The sequence below is a fragment of the Salinimicrobium oceani genome (genome assembly GCF_012037645.1).
Map to the genome: position 1 here is coordinate 145,001 of NZ_JAAVJR010000004.1, position 15,285 is coordinate 160,285.

The following is a 15,285-nucleotide window of genomic DNA, read 5'->3' on the forward strand; positions in this document are numbered from 1 at the left end:
TTTGGATCCCGATCCTGCCAGTTTCTTTCCACTTTTTCTAGATAATTTCTCACAGCTTTTTGGTGTAATAGCGGCTTTGCTATTATTGACATCTTCAGCCCTTATTTCTGGTGCCGAGGTGGCTTTCTTTTCTCTTACTCCGGCCGATTTTGAAGTTGACGAATCAAAGCGGAGTGTAAAAGAACAAATTGTTATTAGCCTGCTTGATAAGCCAAAGAAATTACTGGCCACCATTCTGGTTGCTAACAACATGATCAATATTGCGATCATCCTGTTATTCGACAATCTAACCGACAGGGCTTTTGAGAACATAGACACAGTAGTGATGGGAGTTGACCTTCAGTTTCTACTGGAAGTGGTGGTGGTGACTTTTTTAATCCTGCTTTTTGGAGAGATCCTGCCTAAAGTATATGCAAGTCGCAACAAAGTGTTCTTTGCACATTTCATGGCCTATCCTCTTAATTTTCTGGACCGGTTCTTCTCTCCTCTAAGCATTCCTATGCGTGCTATCACGGTGGGTATACATCAAAGACTGGGCAATCAAAAGGCGGGACTTAGCGTGGATCAGCTTTCGCAGGCTCTGGAATTGACGAGTCAGCACGATACCACAAAAGAAGAGCAGAAAATTCTGCGTGGAATTGTTTCCTTCGGAAACACCGACACAAAACAGGTGATGCGCCCACGAATGGATATTTTTGCTCTTAATGAAAATCAAGTATACTCAGATATAATTCCGGAGATCATCGAGAATGGTTACTCCCGAATTCCGGTTTATAAAGAGAATATTGACAATGTGACTGGAATCCTTTATGTAAAGGATCTGTTGCCGTTTCTAGAAGAAGAGGATTACGAATGGACCTCCTTACTAAGGGAGCCATACTTTGTGCCCGAAAATAAGAAGCTGGATGACCTTCTTAATGACTTTAAGAATAAAAAGAATCACCTTGCCATTGTTGTCGATGAATATGGCGGGACCAGCGGTCTCATTTCACTGGAAGATATCATCGAAGAAATTGTTGGGGATATAAGTGACGAATTTGATGATGAAGATCTTATCTTTTCAAAGCTTGATGAAAATAATTATGTTTTTGAAGGTAAGACGCCTCTTAAGGACTTTTACAGAGTTATAAAGCTTGAGAATCCTGAGCTCTTTGAGGAGAATAAAGGCGAGGCAGAGACTTTGGCAGGATTCCTTCTCGAGATATCTGGGAGCTTCCCAAGAAAAAATGACGTTATTTTGTTTGATGCGTATAGCTTTACAGTAGAGGCAGTCGATAAAAAAAGGATCAAACAAATAAAAGTTAGTATTAAGGGAATATGAGAACTTTGATCTTTTTAATGCTGTTGATTTTACTTGTTTCCTGCGGGGATGAGGTGCAGCCTAAACCAAGTGGCTTTCTTTCCCTCGACTATCCCCCTGCAGAATACACTATTCTTGACACCTCCTGTCCTTATAGCTTTGAGAGGAACAAAATTACCAGTCTTAAGACGGAAAGAGGAGGGCAGGATTGTTGGATCAATCTGGAATACGAAGATCTGAGAGGAACGATCTTTATCACCTACCAGCCGGTAAAGAATAATCTTGATTCCCTGCTTACAGATGCTCAAAAATTGCCTTTGCGGCACACGATCAAGGCCGATGCTATTGAAGGATCTGTTTATACGAATAACTACCACCGAACCTACGGCATGTTCTATCAGGTGAGTGGTAATGCCGCCTCCCAGGCGCAGTTCTATCTCACTGACAGCATAAATCATTTTCTTACAGGATCAGTTTATTTTGATGCCCAGCCCAATTTTGACTCAATTCTTCCGGCAGCTGCTTACATCAAAAGAGATATGAGACACTTGATGGAAACCCTGGAGTGGCAATAATGTCTCTTTGATTTCCTATTTTTGGCGCCTCTTAATTCTTTTGCATGTCCAATGATAAGTTAAAGTGGATCTACCTCTGCCTCCTCGCTGTGGTTTGGGGCAGCTCCTTTATATTGATAAAAAAGGGCCTTGTTGGTCTCACGCCGCTTCAGGTTGGCTCGTTGCGGACACTTTTTGCTGCTATTTTCCTATTGGCCATCGGGTTCAGAAAGTTGAAACATATCAAAGGAAAACAATGGATGTGGATCACTTTTTCTGGATTCTTCGGAACCTTTTTTCCTGCTTATCTTTTTTCCTTTGCCGAAACTGAGATCGATAGTGCTATTGTATCTATTTTAAATTCCACAACTCCCTTACTTTCTATGATAGTGGGAATCATTTTATTTGAGGCTGCATTTGTAAGAAAGAAATTTGTGGGAGTAATGGTGGGACTAGCGGGAACAACAGCTTTGATTTGGAGCGGGGCTAACGTCAACCCCGACCAGAATTACTGGTATTCTCTCCTGGTAATATTAGCTTCCTTATTTTACGGGTTCAATGCAAATGTGATCAAAACCCATCTTCAAAGTCTGCCTGCTTTAGCGATCACCACCGGCAATTTCATGGTCATAGCCATTCCGGCCTTTGTGGTGCTATGGTCTACAGGGTTTTTTTCGCAAGAGGTATTAGCCGGTTCGCAGGTGCCTCTCAGCCTATTTTACATTGGCATCTTGGGAGTCATAGGCACGGGAGCAGCCTTAATAGTTTTCAACAAATTGATCCAGATCTCAGATCCGGTGTTTTCTACCTCTGTTACTTACCTTGTTCCAATAGTGGCGCTGGGTTGGGGATTTTTAGATGGAGAAACTTTCAGTCTTTTTCAGCTTTTTTCAGGCCTGATTATCATCGTGGGAGTGTTAATAGTGAATAGCCGAAGAAGAAAAGTGTAAATACCATTTGGAGTGTTTTTAACTTTTAATTAACTTTACGTTAGTTAAACATTTGGAAACCCTAATCCTATGAAAAAACGCTTATTCTTTGGTTTTGCCTTCTTTATAGGCTTCTTTATTTTAGTAGCCTGGCAATTTGCTGCAGCAGAACTTGCTGATCTTCAGAACGAAAGTAAAAATTCTGTACAGAAAAAGACTACGGAGTTAGCTTCTACCAGCGAGGAACAGGGGTTGTTTATTTAAACCTTCTCTAAGTCCATAACATTACTAGTTAATCGCGATCTAAGCTGATTCATAATCTCTTGCATAAAAAAAAACCAGCCCAAAGGCCGGTTCTTTTTTTTATAAAGATGTTATTATTCAAAATCGGCATCTGCAACGCCTTCATTCACTTTAATGTCTGATACTTCAAACTTTAGCACCATAGCTCCCATTGTTTGTGTCAACTCGAATGGGAATTTCACACCATCAACTTCTCTGTAGTCATTAAAAACTATTGGAATGCTCATTGTTTGCGGACCTTGCTTTACAGTCTTCACCTGCTTGATCTTCAAGCCAGTTTCCTTGCTGTAATAATTTGTAGTGGTCTCATTCATCTGCACTACATAGGCTTCTTCTCCATCTACCTCTTCAAGACCCTGCAGTGTAGCATTTTGAGCAATTAACTCCGGGAAAGGATGAGCTTCCGCCTTTGCAGCAGTTACCTGCTCTTCAGTAAAAGGAATTTTTTGTCCCTGGGCGGCAACAAATCCTGTTGCACCATTAAAAACCTGCCTTTGCATTACATTTCCACCCATTCCAACTTCTGTCAAAGATTTTCCGCTGGTAGTAGTCTTTGCCTCAAGATCCATTTTCTGGCCCTGAATCTCTGCCTGTGCGATCATGTAAAGAGAATTGATCTCCTTTACAGCTGTTTCACCACCTATGGCTGAAATGTAATCTGCAAAGACTTTATCTACAGACACAGAAGGATCTATCTTCTTGTTGTAATCTGGTTTGTCTACAGGATTAGCATTTTTATCAAAATATTTCACCGGAATGGATTTTCCATTGTAAGAAAGTTTTTCCAAAGCAGGGGCCACTTCACTACCTTTTCCAACTACTACGATGCGGGCATTGTCTGCCAAATAATATTTTTTGGCTACACGCTGAATATCTTCGGCAGTTACGGCATTTATTTTTTGCAGGTAAGTCTGGTAGAAATTTGCAGGTAGTTGATCTGTCTCTATGTTCAGCGCATATTGTGCAATAGTAGAAGGACGTTCTAAAGCCATTACGAAGTCGCCTGTATATTTAGCTTTTGCATTGGCAAGTTCTTCCTGAGATACTTTCTCTGTTCTAATTCTGTGCAGCTCATCAAGGAAGGCTACAACTGCCGAATCTGTTACTGCATTACGTACGCTGGCACTTGCAACAAAACGAGCTACATATTTATCATCTCCAGTACTTGAGTAGGCACCATATGTATATCCTTTGTCTTCGCGCAGATTAAGGAACAATCTCGCTTCACCACCCCCTCCAAGGATCTTGTTGGCCATCAAAACCGGAAAATAATCTGGATCTCCTTTTTTAAGCTGAATAGTGTTCGTTACCTGTACCTCACTTTGAACGGCATTAGGAAAATCAACAAAATTGACCTCTGTTTGTTGTACGTTCTTCACCTCTGGAAGTGTAGTTTTAGGAAGCTCTTTTTTCTTCCATGAACTGAAGTTCTTTTCAACAAGTTTCTTTACTTCATCCGTTTTCACGTCTCCTATTACCACTAGATAAGCGTTTTGAGGCACGTAATAATTTTGATAGTACTGTTGAACGTCTGCAAGCGTTAATTTCTCAACGCTCTCTTTAGTTGTGAACTCTCCATAAGGATGATTTTTTCCATAACTAAGAGCACTGCTAATCCTTCGGGCATTTGAGGCAACATCTTTTTCACCGCTTTTTAGGTTTTCAAGACTGCGTTCCTTTTCAGTTGCGAACTGCTCCTGATTAAAATCAGGATTAAGCGCTCCCTGTGCCATAAGTTCCAGCACTCTCGGGAAGTACTTTGATAAAGTGTTAGCAGATGCACCTCTTGAAAAGAAATTCATGTTTGCTCCCAAATAATCTACTTCTTCATTGAATTTTTCTTTTGGAATGCTCTTCGTTCCTTCCCCAAGCATACCACCCATCAAAGATGCTACCCCAGCTTTTGCGCCTTCGGCATGTGGGGGATTATCCATAGTTAAGGTCATTGAAACTCTAGGCAACTTATGGTTTTCAACCACCAGTACCTTTAATCCATTCTTTAATGTGAAAGTTTCTGGTTTCCCAAGATTGATCTCTGGTGCAGGGCCTGCTTCTGGCTGCTGACTTCGATCTATTTGTTGCGCCTGAATTCCTGTGGTTGCAAGGAAAAATACGGCTAAAGCTATTAATTTGTTTTTCATCTTAATTTCTTATTTTATTGTTCAGAAGCCTTTGGAAGATATTCCAGTTTTAGGCGTTGGTTGGCGTTCAGATATTTCTTGGCAACCTCTCTAATTTCTTCGCGAGTAATAGATCTGTAGATATCGATCTCCTCATTGATGAGGTCAACGTTCCCATAAAGTTGGTGGTAGGTGGCAAGGGAACTTGCAATTCCTGCTACACTGCTGTTGGAATTTACATATCTGTTCTCAAATTTATTCTGAAGTTTCTCGTATTCTCTCTGGCTAATAAGCTCTGTTTGAAGTTTTGTGATCTCTTCATCAACTTCAGATACCAGGGTGTCAAGGGAAGTTTCCCCCAATGGAAGTCCAAAAATAACGTACTGGCCGTAATCTTCCTGAGCAATGTTAAAAGCTCCGATTTGAAGAGCCTGCTTCTGGTCATCAACAAGTTTTTTGTAAAGGCGGGAAGATTTTCCGTCAGAAAGTACAGATGAGATCATATCCAGCACATAAGCGTCTCTTTCTTTCATTGATGGAGTTCTCCAGGCCAGTGCGATGGCAGGAATTTGAATATTTGGATCGTGATATGAAGCCTCAATTTGTTGTGTAATGGGTTCCTCCACAAACTTCTCCTTCTGTACCGGCTCACCTTTAGGAATTTCACTGAAGTAAGCTTTTACGAGCTCCTTTGTTTTTTCAATGTCGATATCACCTGCTACAACGAGGGTTGCATTATTCGGAACATAGAACTTATCATTAAAGGCTCTGAACTCTTCCAGCGTGGCAGCGTCAAGATGTTCCATGGAACCAATTGGTGACCATCTGTAAGGATGGTTTTTGAAAAGATTTTCCTTAACTGCAGTTAATATATTTCCATAAGGCGCATTGTCTATACGCAATCTCTTTTCTTCCTTCACCACTTCGTTCTGAGTGTCCACACCCTGCTGGTCGATCACGGGATGAAGCATTCTTTCAGATTCCAGCCAAAGACCAAGTTCTAACTGGTTAGAAGGGAAATTCTCGTAGTAGTAAGTTCGGTCATCAGAGGTGGTTGCGTTATTGCTCCCTCCATTGGAAGTTACGATCTTGAACCACTCTCCTTTTCCAATATTTTTGGTGCCTTCAAACAGCAGGTGCTCGAAGAAATGTGCAAAGCCGGTTCTTTCAGGATTCTCATCTTTGGAGCCCACGTGATACATTACCGAGGTAGTTACTACAGGTGCTGTGTTGTCCTGGTGCAGGATGACATCCAGCCCGTTATCCAGTGTGTACTGGACAAATTCAACTTCCTGTGCACTTGAGGTAACACCCACAAACAATGCAAAGGCAGTTAATCTAAGTTTGTTGATCATTATATTAAGGTTTACAATTAAATACAGCCTATTAGTAGGGAAAAAAGGAGTCACGTTACAAGATTAAAGGAATTTCTGAGGATTCAAAATAAGGCGTTCTCTAAATTAACAAGCTGTTAAGGGATAATTCCTCTTATTTTTTAGAAATTTATAAAAATCACTAAAACCAACTCCATGAAAAAATTATCTGTTCCATTATTATATGGGATATTTATTGCCATTGCGTTGATCGCTTATTTCTTACTGCTGTCTATTTTTGGATTACATGTGAATCCCGCTTACAGCATCTTCAATATGGTCATCACAGGAGGAGGGATCTTTTTAGCTATAAAAGCCTACAGAGCGAAGAAAGGTGGAAAGTTCAAATATCAAAAGGGCTTTGCAGCAGGGATCTCTGCAGGGTTTGTGGCTACAGTCATTTTCACAGGATTCTTTGCCTTGTACACCAGTGAATTAAATCCAGGATTTCAGGAGGAGTTGATCACCATGTGGGAGACAGACTGGTTCGTGCCCATTGGAATGTTGGTCTTTACAGTTGCACTCATGGGTTTTGCAACTTCTTTTGTTGTTACTCTCGCAATAATGCAGCTCTATAAACCTACCTGGAATACTTCCGAAGGAAAAAAACACACCTATTAATAAAGCCTTTGCAAATTAATTAATTAGGAGTATATTTGCACCCGCCTTGAAAAATTTCAGGGCGAGAATGTAAACCCTTAATTAAAGACGCTATGTACGCAATTGTAGAGATAGCAGGGCAGCAATTTAAAGTTGCAAAAGACCAGAAGGTATTTGTTCACAGGCTTGCAGGAGAAGAAGGAGACAGTGTTTCTTTCGATAAAGTTCTTCTAACAGGTGACGGTGACAACATCACTCTTGGCGCCCCAGCTATAGAAGGAGCTTTGGTTGATGCTAAAATCACCAGGCACCTTAAAGGAGACAAAGTAATTGTTTTCAAAAAGAAAAGAAGAAAAGGTTACCGAGTGAAGAACGGTCACCGCCAGGCTTTGACCGAAATTTCTATCGAAGGAATTTCTGTTAACGGTAAAAAAGCCACTTCAGCTAAAAAAGAAGCTCCAAAAGCTAGTAAAGAGGAGACTTCTAACAACGACCTTAACAACAACACTGTTGCTGAATTAAGAGAAATGGCTAAAGAGAAGGGCGTTGAGGGATACTCTTCAATGAAAAAAGCCGAATTAGTAGCTGCATTAAGCTAAAAGTTTAATAGTAAAAACGAAATAAAATGGCTCACAAAAAAGGAGTTGGTAGTTCCAAGAACGGTAGAGAATCTGAATCGAAACGCTTAGGTGTGAAGATTTTTGGAGGTCAAGCTGCCGTAGCCGGAAACATCATCGTTAGACAAAGAGGTACTGCACACAATCCAGGTGAGAATGTGTACGCAGGAAAAGACCATACTTTACATGCCAGAGTTGATGGTATCGTAAAATTTACTAAAAAGAAAGACAACAAGTCTTACGTTTCTATAGAACCGTTCCAGGCTTAATATTTTCTTTTTAAGAGCTTAAAACCCTTCTGAATTTTTTCAGAAGGGTTTTTTTTGTGGTGTTTTTCGGGATATGAGTTGAGGTGAGATTAGAATTTTAAAGAATTTGCTATCTTCATTGACAAGCGACTAAACTTAAGCCATGAAATTCATTACGATCTACAACACCATCCATACTTCCGAAATAGCTATAATTCGGAATTTATTAGAAGAAAACGACATTGATTTTGTCTTGCCCGATATGGCTACAGATAGTGCTTCGGGCCTTGCCGGTCTCGGAATTTCAGGAATGAGGGTCCAGGTGCCCGAAGGCCAGCAGGAAAAAGCAGTCAGCATCCTTAAAAGTCGAGGCTTTTCTTAAAAAAAATATCCTGTCAAAAATGTCATTTTTGACAGGATATTTAAAAGGATTTTGATCTCAATACCAGGTGGTATTGGAAATTGATTTAATATCTGTAGTATTCCGGCTTAAATGGTCCTTCTACTGTAACTCCAATATACTCGGCTTGTTCTTCGGTAAGCTCGGTTAATTCCACTCCAATCTTCTCAAGGTGAAGTGCAGCTACTTTTTCATCAAGGTGCTTCGGAAGCATATAAACCTTGTTCTCATATTGATCTGTGTTCTTCCAAAGTTCAATCTGAGCCAGGGTCTGATTTGTAAATGAGTTACTCATCACAAAACTCGGGTGTCCTGTAGCACAACCAAGATTTACCAAGCGGCCTTCAGCAAGAAGAATGATATCTTTTCCGTCAATAGTATATTTGTCTACCTGTGGTTTAATCTCATTTTTGGTATTTCCGTAGTTCTCATTCAACCACGCCACCTGGATCTCATTATCGAAATGTCCAATATTGGCAACAATGGTCTTATCTTTCATAGCTTTAAAGTGTTCCCCGCGAACAATGTCCTTGTTTCCCGTAGTGGTGATCACAATATCTGCTTTTGGAAGTACAGTTTCCAGCTTTTTAACTTCAAAGCCATCCATTGCCGCCTGCAGCGCACAAATAGGATCAATTTCTGTTACCGTTACAATAGAGCCTGCACCTCTAAATGAGGCAGCAGTACCTTTTCCTACATCTCCATAACCGCAAACCACAACACGCTTTCCTGCAAGCATTACATCTGTAGCACGACGAATCGCATCTACAGCACTCTCTCTACATCCATATTTGTTATCAAACTTTGACTTGGTAACAGAATCGTTAACGTTAATTGCCGGCATAGGAAGCGTTCCCTTTTTCATACGCTCATAAAGCCTGTGCACACCTGTTGTGGTCTCTTCAGAAAGTCCTTTGATTCCTTCAGCTAGCTCTGGATACTTGTCCAAAACCATATTGGTAAGATCCCCACCATCATCGAGGATCATATTTAAAGGTTTGCGATCTTCACCGAAGAAAAGGGTTTGCTCGATACACCAGTCAAATTCCTCGGCATTCATACCTTTCCAGGCATAAACAGGAATACCGGCAGCGGCAATTGCAGCTGCAGCCTGGTCTTGTGTAGAGAATATATTACAGGAACTCCATGTTACCTCGGCTCCAAGTGCAACAAGAGTCTCAATAAGAACGGCTGTTTGTATGGTCATATGAAGACAACCTGCAATGCGTGCGCCCTTTAATGGCTGCTCTGCACCATATTCTTCACGAAGCGACATAAGCCCGGGCATTTCGGCTTCAGCAAGTTCTATTTCTTTTCTTCCCCAGTCTGCAAGGGAAATATCTTTAACTTTATACTTAGTATAAGGCACCGTTTTCGTTGACATATTATTATATTTGATTACGTTTTTCAGAACTGCAAAAGTACAGAATATCTAAGAGTTTTTTATGCCCCTTTACAAAACAATAACAATAAGTCCGGGAACTAATGTGCTCATTTGGAAGATAGAAGAGCCATTTGAAAAACTTAGTGAGGGAATGGAGCTCACAACTCATTGTAGGCAGCGGGTGGAAGGCATGAAAAGTGACTTGCATCGACGCGGATTTATGAGTGTGAGACATTTACTGGCTGCTGCAGGCTACACAGATCATGATCTTTTTTATGACGAGGCTGGAAAACCTCACCTGCGAGACGGGAAGTTCATTTCCATAACCCATTCCTATACTTTTTCGGGAATTATTGTAAGTGAAAGGGAAGTAGGAATAGATATCGAAAAACAGCGGGATAAGATCCTGTTGATCGCTCAAAAATTCACTCCGCTTGAAGAATATCGCACCCTTGCAAACGCAGATGCACTTATTAGAAAGCTCACTATTGTTTGGGGGGCGAAAGAAGCGGTTTATAAACTATATGCCCAGCCAAAGGTTAGTTTTTTACAGCACATCAACATTACCGATTTTGATTTCGACGATCACAAGACTACCGGCAAGATCACTTTTAATGGAATAACGAGCTGGTATGAATTCGAATTTCTCGAATTTGAAGGTTTTACCTGTGTATATACTCTTAGAAAAGTTTCCTGATGCCGCGGGTACTCCAGGAAATCATAGCTTCGAAAAAAGCTGGACAAAAACTTCTGGCAGTTCTCATTGACCCCGAAAAATTTGACCCACATAACGCAAAAGAATTCCTTCGGAAAATCCCATTTTTGACTACCCATATTTTAATTGGTGGCAGCACGGTTGCTGCTGAAGATCTTGAAGTCTGTGTCCAGGCGATCAAGGAACAAACAGATCTCCCGGTAATTCTGTTTCCTGGAGATTATCGGCAGATTTCTGATTCGGCTGATGCGCTGCTTTTTCTAAGTCTGCTCTCCGGAAGAAATCCTGAATATCTTATAACGCAACAGGTGAAGGCAGTGCCTTTGATAAGGAAAACCAGCCTGGAAATAATTCCCACTGCGTATCTTCTCATTGACGGCGGAAAAGAATGTGCCGTGGAGAAGGTAAGTGGAACTCAACCTTTATCGCAGAATAATATCTCTGAAATTGTAGACACTGCCATGGCAGGTTTCTATGCCGGGAAAAAACTCATCTATCTCGAAGCCGGAAGTGGGGCACTCAATCCTGTTTCTTCCGATATCATTTCAGCAGTAAAAGAGACTGTCGATATTCCAATTATCGTGGGTGGCGGAATTCGTTCCTCAAAACAACTATCTCTTGCCTATGAAGCAGGTGCCAACATGGTGGTGATAGGTACCGCCTTTGAAAATGGAGATTTCTTTAGCCTTTAGAATAAGAGGAAAACTGAAAGTTTCCAAAAAGGGCTTTTTTACGTCTTAATCTTCCTAATTTTGAAAAGACAAAAACATTGAATTATGCAAATTTCAGTAGAACTTGCGCTTACACCGCTGCAGGATGATTTTGAAGCGCCTATCAAGGCATTTATAAAAAAACTACGCGCTTCGGGACTAACGGTGATGGAAAATCCATTAAGTACCCAGGTATTCGGCGAGTATGACAGGGTAATGGAATTTCTTACCGAAGAAGTGAAGGAAACTTTTCAGGCTTCAGATCATGTGTTGCTAACCATGAAAATTGTGAAGGGAAACAGAAGCGACTATGCAGCCGATTTTTGATTTTCTTTTTCAGCAGTATTCAGATTACCCTACGCTTTACATTGTCCTGGAGATCATAGCCGTGATCTTCGGATTCCTTTCTGTGTGGTATTCAAAACAGGAAAATATTCTGGTTTATCCCACCGGTATTGTGAGTACGGTCATTTTTGTTTATCTCCTGTGGCAATGGCAGCTGCTGGGCGATATGATGATCAATTTCTATTACGCAAGTATGAGCATTTACGGCTGGTATGTATGGACGAGAAAAGTAGATGCAGTTCATTTTATACCTATTACAAAGACCTCTCAAAAAGAGCATTTTTGGAGCCTCTTAATTTTTGTGGGCACCTGGCTTTTCACCTTTGGGGTCTATGAATATTTCGACAAATGGAATCATTGGACAGCTTACATCGATACGGTTACTACAGCCATTTTTTTTGTGGGCATGTGGCTTATGGCTCGTAAAAAACTTGAAAACTGGATCTACTGGATCATTGGAGATATCATCTCGGTTCCACTTTATTTTTACAAAGGCCTTACGTTTACCAGTTTGCAGTACCTGTTATTTACTGTCATAGCAATATATGGATATAAAACATGGAAGGAGAGCTTGAGCAGCGGCGGACACGTAACGTCATAAAGATCGTTCTTTTTGGTCCCGAATCGACTGGGAAGACAACCCTGGCCAAAATGCTCGCCGAGCATTACGAGACAGAGTGGGTGCCCGAATATATGAGGGAATACCTTCAGAAAAAATGGAACAAGGAGCAAAAGATCTGTGAACCTCATGATCTTCTGCCAATTGCAAAAGGACAAATTCTCTTAGAAAATAAGAAAGCAGCCACTGCCAGTGAACTGCTGTTTTGTGACACCAATCTCCTGGAACTGGTGGTTTATTCCAGAGCGTATTACAATGAATTTGTTGATCCCTCCCTTCTTAAACCTGCGTTAAAGGCCAAATATGATCTCTATTTTTTAACGTATATTGACGTTCCCTGGGTTGAAGATGATCTGCGTGACCGGCCCCTGCAGCGGGATCTTATGTTTGCCAGATTTGAAAATACCCTCATTCAGAATGATTTGCCGTACCGGGTGTTGCAGGGAAGTTTGCAGCAGCGATTTGATGCGGCTGTTCAAATTATTGACCAACTAAAAAATAAGGAAATTGGACTTTAGCGAAAAGGATATCTCACAGATCCAAAAAAAAGGAATTACTCCTGAAAAAGTACAGGAACAAATAGAGATCTTTAAAAGAGGAAATATTGCTGTAAATATTAGAGAGGCAGCTACCGTAAAAAATGGGATTTTAGCTGTTTCTGAAGAAGAGAGCACTGCTCTCAAAAAACATTACGAATCTTCTAAGGAAGAACTTGAAATATTAAAATTCGTACCGGCATCGGGTGCAGCTACCCGTATGTTTAAAGCATTTTATAATCTGCTAGAGGAATTTGACGCGAAAAATGAATCGCTCGAAACCTACATCGAAAAGAAAAATGACAGCAGCCTGGAACTCTTTTTCAGTAGAATAAAGGATTTGCCTTTTTATAATGAGGTGCTAAAAGTAATTAAGCGTGCCGAAGATCATTATGAAACTCTACCCGAAGACCAGCAGCAATACTTGTTCGTAAAATATATGCTGCAGCAAGATGGTCTTGATCTTGGAGACCAGCCTAAAGGTCTGGTGCCGTTTCACAGGTATGAGGATCATTTGGCTACTGCGGTTGAAGAACACCTGATAGAAGCTATTGACTATGCTTCTTCCAGAAAGAAGGTGCGGGTGCATTTTACGGTTTCTGAAGAACACCGCGAGAAATTTGAAAAGGAAGTGAAGAAAGTCCGGCCAAAGCTGGAAAAGGAAACCGGCTACCAGTTTGAAGTCACTTACTCTTACCAGGATCCCAGGACCGATACAGTAGCGGTAAGCAAGGATAATGAGCCTTTTCGAGATGAGAATGGTGAAATATTCTTCAGGCCGGGAGGGCATGGTGCGTTGATCAAGAATTTAAATGACCAGAAAGCCGATCTCATCTTCATTAAGAACATCGATAATGTTGTGACTCCAAAACATCGGCCGTTGTTAGCTCAATATAAGAAGATGCTGGCCGGGAAACTCCTGCAACTCCAGGAAAAGAGCTTTGAATATTTAAAAGATCTCGAGAGCGGGGTGCGCGAGGAGCAGCTTCAGGAGATGGTGCATTTTCTTCAGCAGGAACTCAACGCCGGCTTAAATATTAATTTTCAGGAGCTTCAAAAAGGGGAGAAAATAGAGGCTTTAAAGAAACACCTTAACAGGCCAATAAGGGTTTGTGGAATGGTCAAAAATGAGGGCGAACCTGGAGGCGGTCCTTTTTGGGTGACCAACAAAAATGGAGAGATATCGCTCCAAATCGTAGAAAGTTCCCAGATCGACCACGAAAACTACCAACAGAGTAAGATTGCGCAGGAAGCGACTCACTTTAATCCCGTAGACGTAGTTTGCTCCTTCAAAAATTTTAAAGGGGAAAAATTTGACCTCTTTAAATATATAGATGAAGAAACTAGTTTTATTGCTAATAAAACAAAAGATGGCAAAGAGCTAAAGGCACTGGAATTGCCAGGCCTATGGAACGGTGCAATGGCAAAATGGAACAGCATTTTTGTTGAGGTGCCTGTTGAGACCTTTAATCCTGTGAAAACAGTGGCCGATCTTATAAAACCTTCACACCAGGTAAAGTAAGTGAATGAAAAGCAGCTCATACAGGAGGCGCAGTACAAAGCAGTAAGAAGTTCGGGGGCTGGAGGCCAGAATGTCAATAAAGTTTCCTCTAAAGTGGAGCTTCACTTTCAGCTATCTGAAACTTCAGCATTTTCTGAAGAAGAGAAGTCCAGGTTGTTTAAAAAACTTGAATCCCGACTTACCAATGCAGGCGAACTTATCCTGCAATGCGACGAGTCCCGCAGTCAGCATCGAAATAAGGAACTGGTAACTCAAAGGTTTCTGAACCTGCTTAAGGAGTCCTTAAAGAAGCGCAAACCCCGAAAAAAAACGAAACCTTCAAAAGCTGCAAAGTTAAAGCGGCTTCGAGAGAAAAAACAACTTTCAGATAAAAAGGCATCTCGAAAAGACCCTATGAAAGACTAGGGTCTGGGGAAAAAATCCACAGAATTTTGTGGAGAATATACATATATCCCACATAATTCTTCTTCTAAAATTTAAGTTAACTACCCATTTTTACTGAGTTTAGACGTAGGCCAAAAAATCTGGCCTACTTTTTCCAATAGGATTAGGAAAGAAACTAAAACTAGAATTTAAAACTTAAATTTTGAACTATGAAAAAGATATGTCTTACCGTACTAGCAGCATCTGCATTAATATTCTCTACTCAAACAGTTTCTGCACAGGAAGTAGCGCAGGCCAATGTTGAGGTAGAAGAAACAGTAACTCAAAGGGTGCAGGATGATTTCAGACAAATAGAAATAGAGGAACTTCCTGCCGAAGTACAACAAGCTGTAGAGCGCGATTTCGCCGGAGCAACAATTGCTGAAGCGCACGTTAAGGAACATGAAGGAGAACAAAAATTCAAATTGAAAGTTACAACTGCCGAAGGTGAAGAAAAGGAACTATACGCCGATGCACAGGGAAATTGGATAGACAAAGAGAAGAAGCATGATGAGAACCAGGATCAAGAGTAGATCCTAACCACCCTAATTAGGAGAAACCGACTCCTGGTGGCAGCATCACCGACT

Annotated in this window: 19 protein-coding genes; 16 read left to right on the forward strand and 3 right to left on the reverse strand. The window is 41.0% G+C overall.

The window, feature by feature from the left end; translation table 11 throughout:
• Position 1: 1 nt before the first annotated feature.
• From HC175_RS08580 to HC175_RS08595, 4 genes are all read left to right on the forward strand, one after another.
• Complete coding sequence (locus HC175_RS08580; protein WP_168138076.1) at positions 2-1,321, forward strand: gliding motility-associated protein GldE; 1,320 nt, start codon at positions 2-4, stop codon at positions 1,319-1,321.
• Positions 1,318-1,875 (forward strand): gliding motility lipoprotein GldD, encoded by a 558-nt coding sequence (gene gldD / locus HC175_RS08585; protein WP_168138077.1) that lies wholly within the window; start codon positions 1,318-1,320, stop codon positions 1,873-1,875. Before HC175_RS08580 ends, gldD begins: the two co-directional genes overlap by 4 nt.
• Positions 1,876-1,919: 44 nt before the next feature.
• Positions 1,920-2,804: a DMT family transporter gene (locus HC175_RS08590; protein ID WP_168138078.1), complete on the forward strand. Its 885-nt coding sequence runs from the start codon at positions 1,920-1,922 to the stop codon at positions 2,802-2,804.
• Between the two features lie 69 nt (positions 2,805-2,873).
• On the forward strand, positions 2,874-3,047 hold the full coding sequence (locus HC175_RS08595; RefSeq protein ID WP_168138079.1) for a hypothetical protein: 174 nt from the start codon (positions 2,874-2,876) through the stop codon (positions 3,045-3,047).
• 113 nt (positions 3,048-3,160) lie between these two features.
• On the opposite strand, the gene HC175_RS08600 is transcribed toward HC175_RS08595, so the two are convergent.
• Both HC175_RS08600 and HC175_RS08605 read right to left on the reverse strand, forming a co-directional pair.
• Complete coding sequence (locus HC175_RS08600) at positions 3,161-5,227, reverse strand: M16 family metallopeptidase (protein WP_168138080.1); 2,067 nt, start codon at positions 5,225-5,227, stop codon at positions 3,161-3,163.
• Positions 5,228-5,241: 14 nt separating this feature from the next.
• Positions 5,242-6,561 carry a M16 family metallopeptidase gene (locus HC175_RS08605; protein ID WP_168138081.1) on the reverse strand — a complete coding sequence of 440 codons (1,320 nt, stop codon included), beginning with the start codon at positions 6,559-6,561 and terminating at the stop codon, positions 5,242-5,244.
• Positions 6,562-6,735: 174 nt separating this feature from the next.
• Here HC175_RS08605 and HC175_RS08610 point away from each other — a divergent pair, with 174 nt between their 5' ends.
• From HC175_RS08610 to HC175_RS08625, 4 genes are all read left to right on the forward strand, one after another.
• Positions 6,736-7,200: a DUF4199 domain-containing protein gene (locus HC175_RS08610; protein WP_168138082.1), complete on the forward strand. Its 465-nt coding sequence runs from the start codon at positions 6,736-6,738 to the stop codon at positions 7,198-7,200.
• Between the two features lie 92 nt (positions 7,201-7,292).
• Entirely contained in the window at positions 7,293-7,778 is a 486-nt protein-coding gene (rplU, locus tag HC175_RS08615; protein ID WP_168138083.1) for a 50S ribosomal protein L21, read from the forward strand.
• A 26-nt stretch (positions 7,779-7,804) separates the two neighbouring features.
• Positions 7,805-8,065 (forward strand): 50S ribosomal protein L27, encoded by a 261-nt coding sequence (gene rpmA / locus HC175_RS08620; RefSeq protein ID WP_029037342.1) that lies wholly within the window; start codon positions 7,805-7,807, stop codon positions 8,063-8,065.
• Positions 8,066-8,207: 142 nt separating this feature from the next.
• Positions 8,208-8,426 (forward strand): putative signal transducing protein, encoded by a 219-nt coding sequence (locus tag HC175_RS08625; RefSeq protein WP_168138084.1) that lies wholly within the window; start codon positions 8,208-8,210, stop codon positions 8,424-8,426.
• Between the two features lie 85 nt (positions 8,427-8,511).
• On the opposite strand, the gene ahcY is transcribed toward HC175_RS08625, so the two are convergent.
• Positions 8,512-9,828 carry an adenosylhomocysteinase gene (ahcY, locus tag HC175_RS08630; protein WP_168138085.1) on the reverse strand — a complete coding sequence of 439 codons (1,317 nt, stop codon included), beginning with the start codon at positions 9,826-9,828 and terminating at the stop codon, positions 8,512-8,514.
• A 61-nt stretch (positions 9,829-9,889) separates the two neighbouring features.
• On the opposite strand from ahcY, the gene HC175_RS08635 reads away from it, so the two are divergent.
• The 8 genes from HC175_RS08635 to HC175_RS08670 all read left to right on the forward strand — a co-directional run bounded on the left by HC175_RS08635 (position 9,890) and on the right by HC175_RS08670 (position 15,231).
• Positions 9,890-10,525 carry a 4'-phosphopantetheinyl transferase family protein gene (locus HC175_RS08635; RefSeq protein WP_168138086.1) on the forward strand — a complete coding sequence of 212 codons (636 nt, stop codon included), beginning with the start codon at positions 9,890-9,892 and terminating at the stop codon, positions 10,523-10,525.
• On the forward strand, positions 10,525-11,235 hold the full coding sequence (locus HC175_RS08640) for a phosphoglycerol geranylgeranyltransferase (RefSeq protein ID WP_168138087.1): 711 nt from the start codon (positions 10,525-10,527) through the stop codon (positions 11,233-11,235). Before HC175_RS08635 ends, HC175_RS08640 begins: the two co-directional genes overlap by 1 nt.
• Positions 11,236-11,319: 84 nt before the next feature.
• On the forward strand, positions 11,320-11,580 hold the full coding sequence (locus HC175_RS08645; RefSeq protein WP_168138088.1) for a YkoF family thiamine/hydroxymethylpyrimidine-binding protein: 261 nt from the start codon (positions 11,320-11,322) through the stop codon (positions 11,578-11,580).
• Positions 11,564-12,199 (forward strand): nicotinamide riboside transporter PnuC, encoded by a 636-nt coding sequence (gene pnuC, locus HC175_RS08650; RefSeq protein ID WP_168138089.1) that lies wholly within the window; start codon positions 11,564-11,566, stop codon positions 12,197-12,199. Before HC175_RS08645 ends, pnuC begins: the two co-directional genes overlap by 17 nt.
• Positions 12,157-12,735 carry an AAA family ATPase gene (locus tag HC175_RS08655; protein ID WP_168138090.1) on the forward strand — a complete coding sequence of 193 codons (579 nt, stop codon included), beginning with the start codon at positions 12,157-12,159 and terminating at the stop codon, positions 12,733-12,735. The genes pnuC and HC175_RS08655 overlap by 43 nt, the downstream gene beginning before the upstream one ends.
• A complete protein-coding gene (locus tag HC175_RS08660) occupies positions 12,725-14,275 on the forward strand; it encodes a DUF4301 family protein (protein WP_168138091.1) in 1,551 nt (516 codons plus the stop codon). The genes HC175_RS08655 and HC175_RS08660 overlap by 11 nt, the downstream gene beginning before the upstream one ends.
• Positions 14,276-14,680: an alternative ribosome rescue aminoacyl-tRNA hydrolase ArfB gene (gene arfB, locus HC175_RS08665; protein ID WP_168138092.1), complete on the forward strand. Its 405-nt coding sequence runs from the start codon at positions 14,276-14,278 to the stop codon at positions 14,678-14,680.
• A gap of 188 nt (positions 14,681-14,868) precedes the next feature.
• A complete protein-coding gene (locus tag HC175_RS08670) occupies positions 14,869-15,231 on the forward strand; it encodes a hypothetical protein (RefSeq protein ID WP_168138093.1) in 363 nt (120 codons plus the stop codon).
• Positions 15,232-15,285 lie beyond the last annotated feature (54 nt).

Coding starts and splice junctions, on each gene's coding strand:
- gldD (WP_168138077.1), top strand. CDS start 1,318: ATGAGAACTTTGATCTTTTTAATGCTGTTGATTTTACTTGTTTCCTGC.
- HC175_RS08625 (WP_168138084.1), top strand. CDS start 8,208: ATGAAATTCATTACGATCTACAACACCATCCATACTTCCGAAATAGCT.
- HC175_RS08635 (WP_168138086.1), top strand. CDS start 9,890: ATGCCCCTTTACAAAACAATAACAATAAGTCCGGGAACTAATGTGCTC.
- rpmA (WP_029037342.1), top strand. CDS start 7,805: ATGGCTCACAAAAAAGGAGTTGGTAGTTCCAAGAACGGTAGAGAATCT.
- HC175_RS08605 (WP_168138081.1), bottom strand. CDS start 6,561: ATGATCAACAAACTTAGATTAACTGCCTTTGCATTGTTTGTGGGTGTT.
- ahcY (WP_168138085.1), bottom strand. CDS start 9,828: ATGTCAACGAAAACGGTGCCTTATACTAAGTATAAAGTTAAAGATATT.
- HC175_RS08590 (WP_168138078.1), top strand. CDS start 1,920: ATGTCCAATGATAAGTTAAAGTGGATCTACCTCTGCCTCCTCGCTGTG.
- rplU (WP_168138083.1), top strand. CDS start 7,293: ATGTACGCAATTGTAGAGATAGCAGGGCAGCAATTTAAAGTTGCAAAA.
- HC175_RS08640 (WP_168138087.1), top strand. CDS start 10,525: ATGCCGCGGGTACTCCAGGAAATCATAGCTTCGAAAAAAGCTGGACAA.
- HC175_RS08595 (WP_168138079.1), top strand. CDS start 2,874: ATGAAAAAACGCTTATTCTTTGGTTTTGCCTTCTTTATAGGCTTCTTT.
- HC175_RS08600 (WP_168138080.1), bottom strand. CDS start 5,227: ATGAAAAACAAATTAATAGCTTTAGCCGTATTTTTCCTTGCAACCACA.
- HC175_RS08670 (WP_168138093.1), top strand. CDS start 14,869: ATGAAAAAGATATGTCTTACCGTACTAGCAGCATCTGCATTAATATTC.
- HC175_RS08610 (WP_168138082.1), top strand. CDS start 6,736: ATGAAAAAATTATCTGTTCCATTATTATATGGGATATTTATTGCCATT.
- pnuC (WP_168138089.1), top strand. CDS start 11,564: ATGCAGCCGATTTTTGATTTTCTTTTTCAGCAGTATTCAGATTACCCT.
- HC175_RS08645 (WP_168138088.1), top strand. CDS start 11,320: ATGCAAATTTCAGTAGAACTTGCGCTTACACCGCTGCAGGATGATTTT.
- HC175_RS08655 (WP_168138090.1), top strand. CDS start 12,157: ATGGAAGGAGAGCTTGAGCAGCGGCGGACACGTAACGTCATAAAGATC.